Origin of the sequence: Synechococcales cyanobacterium T60_A2020_003 (assembly GCA_015272205.1) — a bacterium.
GTDB lineage: Bacteria > Cyanobacteriota > Cyanobacteriia > RECH01 > RECH01 > JACYMB01.
In genome coordinates, this window is record JACYMB010000251.1 from 1 (window position 1) to 6,448 (window position 6,448).

At 49.3% G+C, this 6,448-nt stretch carries 8 protein-coding genes and 1 riboswitch; of the genes, 2 read left to right on the forward strand and 6 right to left on the reverse strand.

All coding sequences use genetic code 11. From position 1 onward, the window contains the following. Positions 1-272: 272 nt before the first annotated feature. The gene (locus tag IGR76_12545) at positions 273-989 is read right to left on the reverse strand and encodes a response regulator transcription factor (GenBank protein MBF2079314.1); all 717 of its coding nucleotides are present in this window, start codon (positions 987-989) and stop codon (positions 273-275) included. A 514-nt stretch (positions 990-1,503) separates the two neighbouring features. Between IGR76_12545 and IGR76_12550 the strand changes: the two genes are divergently transcribed. Next, on the forward strand, positions 1,504-2,112 hold the full coding sequence (locus IGR76_12550; protein MBF2079315.1) for a CPP1-like family protein: 609 nt from the start codon (positions 1,504-1,506) through the stop codon (positions 2,110-2,112). Between the two features lie 478 nt (positions 2,113-2,590). Next, on the forward strand, positions 2,591-3,001 hold the full coding sequence (locus IGR76_12555; protein ID MBF2079316.1) for a hypothetical protein: 411 nt from the start codon (positions 2,591-2,593) through the stop codon (positions 2,999-3,001). Here IGR76_12555 and IGR76_12560 read toward each other — a convergent pair. Genes IGR76_12560 through IGR76_12580 form a run of 5 tightly spaced genes read right to left on the reverse strand, consistent with a single transcriptional unit; the run spans position 2,944 to position 6,051 of the window. Continuing rightward, the gene (locus IGR76_12560; GenBank protein MBF2079317.1) at positions 2,944-3,270 is read right to left on the reverse strand and encodes a hypothetical protein; all 327 of its coding nucleotides are present in this window, start codon (positions 3,268-3,270) and stop codon (positions 2,944-2,946) included. The genes IGR76_12555 and IGR76_12560 overlap by 58 nt on opposite strands. A gap of 19 nt (positions 3,271-3,289) precedes the next feature. Next, a complete protein-coding gene (locus tag IGR76_12565; GenBank protein ID MBF2079318.1) occupies positions 3,290-4,132 on the reverse strand; it encodes an ABC transporter ATP-binding protein in 843 nt (280 codons plus the stop codon). Between the two features lie 52 nt (positions 4,133-4,184). Then, on the reverse strand, positions 4,185-4,973 hold the full coding sequence (gene cbiQ / locus IGR76_12570) for a cobalt ECF transporter T component CbiQ (GenBank protein ID MBF2079319.1): 789 nt from the start codon (positions 4,971-4,973) through the stop codon (positions 4,185-4,187). Between the two features lie 8 nt (positions 4,974-4,981). Next, positions 4,982-5,326 carry an energy-coupling factor ABC transporter substrate-binding protein gene (locus IGR76_12575; GenBank protein ID MBF2079320.1) on the reverse strand — a complete coding sequence of 115 codons (345 nt, stop codon included), beginning with the start codon at positions 5,324-5,326 and terminating at the stop codon, positions 4,982-4,984. Then, a complete protein-coding gene (locus IGR76_12580; GenBank protein ID MBF2079321.1) occupies positions 5,323-6,051 on the reverse strand; it encodes an energy-coupling factor ABC transporter permease in 729 nt (242 codons plus the stop codon). Before IGR76_12580 ends, IGR76_12575 begins: the two co-directional genes overlap by 4 nt. Positions 6,052-6,116: 65 nt before the next feature. Next, positions 6,117-6,311, reverse strand: a riboswitch (cobalamin riboswitch). Positions 6,312-6,448: the final 137 nt, after the last annotated feature.

Genomic DNA, 6,448 nt, shown 5'->3' on the forward strand with positions numbered 1-6,448 from the left:
TCTGGCTAAAATTCGTTTTATACAAGTTCAAATTAGGTTGGTATTAGGTTTCGTTTTGATACCATCGGTAAAATGCTACCTCGCAATGCTGGGTAGCATTTATTTTTATGAAACGCTGATCCTTGGATGTGAAAGTGGCTAAGTAGGTGGCCCTATTAATTTGCAGTAGGATGCATTAGCGGCAGCGGAATGCAGGGCGGCGCATGACCGCCATACCTAATAGCACCCTACCAAAAGGGGTTCCTTAATGTCCACCTACATGTCTTAGCGAGCTAGCTAGAACTGGTTGATGCTTCCACTTCGGGAACTTCGAACTTGTAGCCGACACCCCGCACGGTTTGGATCAATGCGGGTTGGGACGTGTCTGTTTCAATCTTTTTACGGATTTGACCAATATGGACATCCACAACACGCTGGTCGCCTACGTAGTCGTAGTCCCATACCTTTTGAATTAACTCTGCCCGACGCCAGACCCGCCCCGGATTACTGGCTAGGAAATGCAAAAGGTCAAATTCAAGTGCAGTGAGAGGAATAATGTCTCCGCGTAGGGTCACTTCTCTCCGAACCGGATCAATGCTTAGATCCTGATAGTTCAAGCATTGCTGCTCAGCCGTCGTCACTGGGCGCTGCCGTTTCAGGATCGCGCTGACGCGCATTTCTAGTTCACAGAGGCTAAACGGTTTGGTGATGTAGTCATCAGCACCTTGATTAAATCCTTGAATTTTGTCGGATTCATCGGTGCGGCTTGTGAGCATCAAGACGAATACCCCAGTACGAGTTTGCATTTCACTGCAAAGGGCATATCCCGTGGCATCGGGAAGGTTGACATCTAAGATGACCAGATCTGGATTAAATTGCTCAAAGACGGCCATAGCGCTCTTTCCATCTTCGGCAGACTCAATCTGGTAGTCTTGCTTGGCAAGAAAGCGGTGGATGAGGGTGCGGATTGATGGATCGTCGTCAACAATCAGGATTTTGGCTGAACCCATAGTCACTATTATGTTGATCTAGATGTGATGACTGGACTAAACGAGAAAATCAAACAAGGATGATGTCATGAACGTTAACAGCTTTGTGAAGAGATGGAGCAAATCATAAGATTTCTATGAGGAAAATCGTATTTCATGTCACTTCGCGGTAGATACGTATGAGAGGCCATAGTAGACGATCGCTCATAGCTATGACGTTATACGTGCTGCCCAAACGTGGACTAAACCAACAAAAGCGTTAGTGGCTACACTAATGTATAACTTATGCATTCCCCATGTCCTCTTATAGATTAGGGCGATTTGTAAATTGGTAGATACTAACGTTGTCAGCCTCCCGTCAAAACGTCAGCATATTCAAAATATTTTTAGGGAGAGCTTTAGTAAGCTTAGCCTATGTTGCGTTAAGAGATCACTAGATTTACGCTTGACTCCCGCAGCAATCTGTTGGCGATCGCTGATTTTTCTGGGCAGTCATTTCATAATGGATATACTGGGAGTCCTCTGGAGGAAGTAGATGAGCGACCAAAAGTCTTATGACATGCTAGGTGTGGATGAGAATTCATCCTTTGAAGAGATTCAAGATGCCCGCAACCGTCTGGTTAAGGAATGTGGCAACGATCGCAAACAGGTAGAAGCCATTGAAGCGGCGTATGACGCTATTTTGATGGATCGTCTGCGGCAGCGCCAAGAAGGCAAAATTAAGGTGCCGGATCGAATCCGATTCCCAGAACGTCAGGTGCCGGATACGTTGCCAGATTTGAAAGCACCCCGGACACAGCAAACGCCGCCCTGGCTGGAGCGTTTGCTGGATACACCGAGTCGAGCCGATATTTTATGGCCTGCGGGATTGTTACTCGCTGCAGGGGCTTTGGCGATTAGCTCGCCTACGATCGCCCTTGCCCTAGGTTTGGCGTGCAGCTTTTATTTTCTCAACCGCAAGGAGAAGAAGTTTGGGCGATCGCTACTTCTGAGCTTTGCTGCCTTGATCCTAGGCGTCGTTTTAGGACTGCAAATTGGGGCGCTGCTGGCGGGGCAACTTCAGGCGATTGGCATCAGCGCTGAAACCTTTGCATCCTTCGTTACCCTGCTTTTGCTGTGGTTGACCAGTAGCTTCCTGCGCTAGCACGTCCCCATGCCAAACAACCCATGAAAGCCATTGGCAGATCGGTGTAATCCACCGGGTAAGGTTGATTCTCCCATATCCACCATTTACCCAAACTCAGAGCAGATGGGGGAAACGCTGCCAAATCAGCGGGATAGTGTTTATGGCTCCACAATAACCTAAACCCCGCTTTACCCAGATTGGCGCAGGATGACAAGTGCCTTAACGCTGCAATGGAGATCATGAAGCCAATCTTGACATTACTGCAAGTTCCACGGAAGTTTACCAAGACTCAAGGGGCTGACTCTCAGGTTGTCCGATCGAGCTGCAGTGGTGGACCTTCCTCCTGTCCTAACCCACCCTGTGGTTGCTACAACTTTAGTTGCCATAAACTACCTTCGGTTCGATCATTTTTGATAGGCAGTGCCTGATTTCTTAAGCATCTGCTATCGATAGTGGTATAAGAGATAGCTATACGCTACCGATGGATGGCTTCACGATGAAAAATGCTATTGATCGTGTGAGTGAACCGAGGGAAACTGCATTTCTTGGTTTCAATTTGGGCGATGGCATGGCTCGACCTCTGTACCGCTGGCGTCGATGGTTCCAACTCCTGCTTTTAGGATTTTTGGCCAGTCTCTGGCTGATCTGGCCTATTGGCTACCAGGCCCAGGCTATCTTGATCAACGACAACCTAGTAGCCACCTTTCCCACCCTGCGCCCCAATATCCCAGTCTATCAGCAAGGGGATATTGCCTATGCCGATGTCACCCTGGATGGAGGACGATCGCACTTTAGCTTCATTGAATCAGCAGTTTCGTTTACAAAGTGTCTCCGCAGGAGAATCGCCCCTCACTCTGGAAAGAAAAATTCTGCTGAATCTTCATCCACGGGTTCACGATTGCGATAGTATGCCTCCAAGTCTTCTGGGCTGACAGGATTCTCAGTGGGGTTCTCAAAAAATGCCTTAACGCGAATATAGCGCCGTAAACCCTCTGCTCCGGCATCTTCTCGCGTAGCCTCTTTGAAATCATCCGGGAAGGTTTCACTCACCTTAATCCAGGCTTCCTGCAAAATCGCTTCAACTTTAGAACTGGGAGCATTGTCTATCAGTGTCTCCAAGGCTTCCAGAATAGCGATCGTCTGAAGAATTTCGGGAGTAATGTCTGATCCAGCCATTTGTTTGCTGCCATCAACGTCATCTGGATAAGTGATTGAGCCAGTGAGCGCGCAACTCTGAGATCGTTTTAGGGGGAGAGTAGCGATCGCGCCAGACTGTCGGAAGCGCATACCAGCATTCCAACAGAGTCGGTATCCCCAGTTGCAACTGGTTCAAGACATCCACCTGCGCGAAGACCTGCTGTGCCGGTTCTGATAACACCAATTGTCCTTCATGCAGCACAATCACCCAATCTGCCCAGGCATAAGCAAGATCAAGGTCGTGGGTCGCCATCACAATCGTCGTGCCGCTGGCATGGATGCGATCGAGTTCTTCAAATAAATAACGAGCTTGCCGCCGATCCAGATAGGCAGTGGGTTCATCCAGCAGCAACAACTCCGGTTTTAATGCCATCACACCCGCCAGTGCCACCCGTCGCTTTTGCCCCAGACTGAGGTGATGGAGGGGGCGATCGGCGAGATCTTGAAGGGAAAAGTCGAGCAAGGTTTGATGCAGACGTTGGGCAACTTCGGCTTTGGACAAGGACAAATTGCAGAGTCCGTAGGAAATATCTTCAGCAACAGTCGCCGCAACCAGTTGTTGTTCCGGGTCTTGAAACGCCAGACCAATCCGTTGTCGCCATTGGTTCAGTATCGGTGCATGATAGCGGAGGGGGTCTTCTTTCCAGGAAATCACACCAGAACTACAGCGATATAACCCATTTGCCAGAAATAGCAACGTTGATTTGCCACAGCCGTTGTGCCCCAGAATGACGATTTTTTGTCCCGCAAAGATGGTTAAACTGAGGTTTTGAATCGCAGGATGAGATGCACCGGGATAGGTGTAGGAGACGGTTTGGAATTTCAGGAGTGGGAGGAGCATGGGGGGAAGTGGGGGGCGGGAGTCGGGAGTCGGGTGAAGAAGAATCCAAAATCTAAAATCTAAAATCTAAAATCACTAATCCCACAAATCCAACCAGAGATTCGATCGCATAGCGTTTGGAGTAACGATAAGACGGATTAGAGTAGACTTGAAAAGTGCCGTTAAAACCACGGGAAGCGAGAGCAAGAGAAAAGCGATGGTAGTGTTGCAGCGATCGCACCATCAATTGACTGACTAATAGTCCTGTACTGTGCATCCACCGCTGGCGAGTCCGATAACCACCGCGTGCCCGTTGTGCCAGTTGAAGTTGCGTTAAAACATCGAGAAACAGAAAAATGAATCGATACATCAGTAGCAACAGATCAATCAACACCGTAGGGACACGACATTGACGCAAGATTGACAACAATTCTGCAAATGGAATAGTGAATAGAATGAATAACAGACAGGAAGTACAGGCAATCGATCGCATCCCCACTTCGATCGCCTGTACTAAGCCCGATTGACTGATAAAACCATACCAATTCCCCACCACCAGTCCCCCAAACGAATTCGTCTGGATCAGAGCACGTTGATCCACCGGGACAATCTCCAACACCAATGCTGGAATGCTGGTCAACAGAAAGATCAGCATCACGACCAGCACCGATCCATAGACCCTGACAGGAGTTCGAGCATAGCCAACTGTCCATACACTGAGCCAGATGAAAATGACTCCCTGAGTGGCGGGATGGGCGATCAGGGCGATCGCCAGCACCACCAGGGCAAAGATCAGCTTTTGTTGGGGCGGTAAGGGTCGGAGACGGTTGGTGTAGGCATAGGCATCGAGATGATGATGCATTTATCCAACTAATGATCTTTGAATTCCGAACGAGACTGGCTCACTTCTGGATGGTGTTGGGATGCCTGTCGCTCACGACTGCCTCGATACAGCCCAGTCACATAGCCAATGACACCCGCTCCCAGCCCGGCTTGCAGGGCAAATAACAGAGATTCAATTTCACCACTGGCAGGTTCAACTAAAGGATTGAACCAGGGCTGATAGGTGGGGTTGATCTCCTGAATCGCGGCTTCTGCTTCGCCATCGGCTCCGCCAAACTCCGCTTCGCGCACTAAAAATAGAGGGGCGATCGCCAGCACCACTGACGCCACAACCAATATCCAATTGTTCCAACGTTGACTTTTGGGGCTCATGCCGATAACTCCTGTTTAATCAAATTCAGGACTTGCAATTCTTCTCGGTTGTAGGTCTGCAACCAGTTCCATACCAGCACCGTCAACAACCCTTCGCTAACAGCAAGGGGGATTTGAGTCACAGCAAAAATTGTGGCGAACTTGGTAAAGGCGGCGAAGAAGCCTCCGGTTGCCGATGGAAACGCTAGAGCCAGTTGCAGGGATGTGACGACGTAGGTAATCAGGTCTGCCAGAGCGGCTGCCAGAAAGATCGCCAGGGTTTGTCTGCCACTGGAGCGCATCACCAGTTGATAAATTCCATAGGCAATGAAAGGACCCACAACTGCCATCGACATGGCATTGGCACCGAGCGTCGTTAAGCCGCCATGTGCCAGCAGTGATGCCTGAAATAGCAACACTAAACCGCCCAAAACCGACATTACGGCTGGACCAAATAACACGGCTCCCAAGCCAGTCCCCGTCGGGTGAGAACAACTACCCGTCACTGAGGGGATTTTCAAGGCAGAGAGAACAAAGGTAAAGGCACCTGCCAGTGCCAGTAATAGTTTGGTTTCAGGATGCTGACGGGTGATGTGAGTGAGCGATCGCAGTCCCCAGAACAGAAAGGGCAAATACACGACCCACCAGAAAACAGCCCAGCCGACGGGCAAAAATCCTTCCATGATATGCATGGCATAGGCAGGCTTGGGCGATCCAACGACTAAATAGCAACTCAGCCCTGCCATCATCACAAGGCTGAAGAATTGATGCTTTTTCATGGTTGTCTGTACCTCGCAGATTTGTAGATTCAACACAGGTTTTCACATTCGGCGGGCATCCTGACTTACACAATTTTGGATTGAGGTGATAGTAGACTCCATCGAAAATCTAAAATCGACAATTCAAAATTGGATCACAGTTGCGGGACAGCGGCAGATTTACACTGCTCTTTCCCCCTTACGTCTGGTGACTGTTCCCCACCAGAACCAAATATCCTGATAATAATACCGATTCCCAAACAAACACCTTGGCTTAAGGTAATGTCTAGGGCAAACGCATAAAAATAGGGCATAGGCTGAAGGCAGTAGAGCAGTTGCTGAGGAAACTACGATGAGCCAGCCCAACGATGGGAGCATTCTGACT

What these genes read in the sequence shown, in the direction of transcription:
- cbiQ (MBF2079319.1), bottom strand. Translation starts at nt 4,973, where the DNA reads ATGCATCATCATCTCGATGCCTATGCCTACACCAACCGTCTCCGACCC.
- IGR76_12565 (MBF2079318.1), bottom strand. Translation starts at nt 4,132, where the DNA reads ATGCTCCTCCCACTCCTGAAATTCCAAACCGTCTCCTACACCTATCCC.
- IGR76_12555 (MBF2079316.1), top strand. Translation starts at nt 2,591, where the DNA reads ATGAAAAATGCTATTGATCGTGTGAGTGAACCGAGGGAAACTGCATTT.
- IGR76_12580 (MBF2079321.1), bottom strand. Translation starts at nt 6,051, where the DNA reads ATGGCAGGGCTGAGTTGCTATTTAGTCGTTGGATCGCCCAAGCCTGCC.
- IGR76_12560 (MBF2079317.1), bottom strand. Translation starts at nt 3,270, where the DNA reads ATGGCTGGATCAGACATTACTCCCGAAATTCTTCAGACGATCGCTATT.
- IGR76_12545 (MBF2079314.1), bottom strand. Translation starts at nt 989, where the DNA reads ATGGGTTCAGCCAAAATCCTGATTGTTGACGACGATCCATCAATCCGC.
- IGR76_12550 (MBF2079315.1), top strand. Translation starts at nt 1,504, where the DNA reads ATGAGCGACCAAAAGTCTTATGACATGCTAGGTGTGGATGAGAATTCA.
- IGR76_12575 (MBF2079320.1), bottom strand. Translation starts at nt 5,326, where the DNA reads ATGAGCCCCAAAAGTCAACGTTGGAACAATTGGATATTGGTTGTGGCG.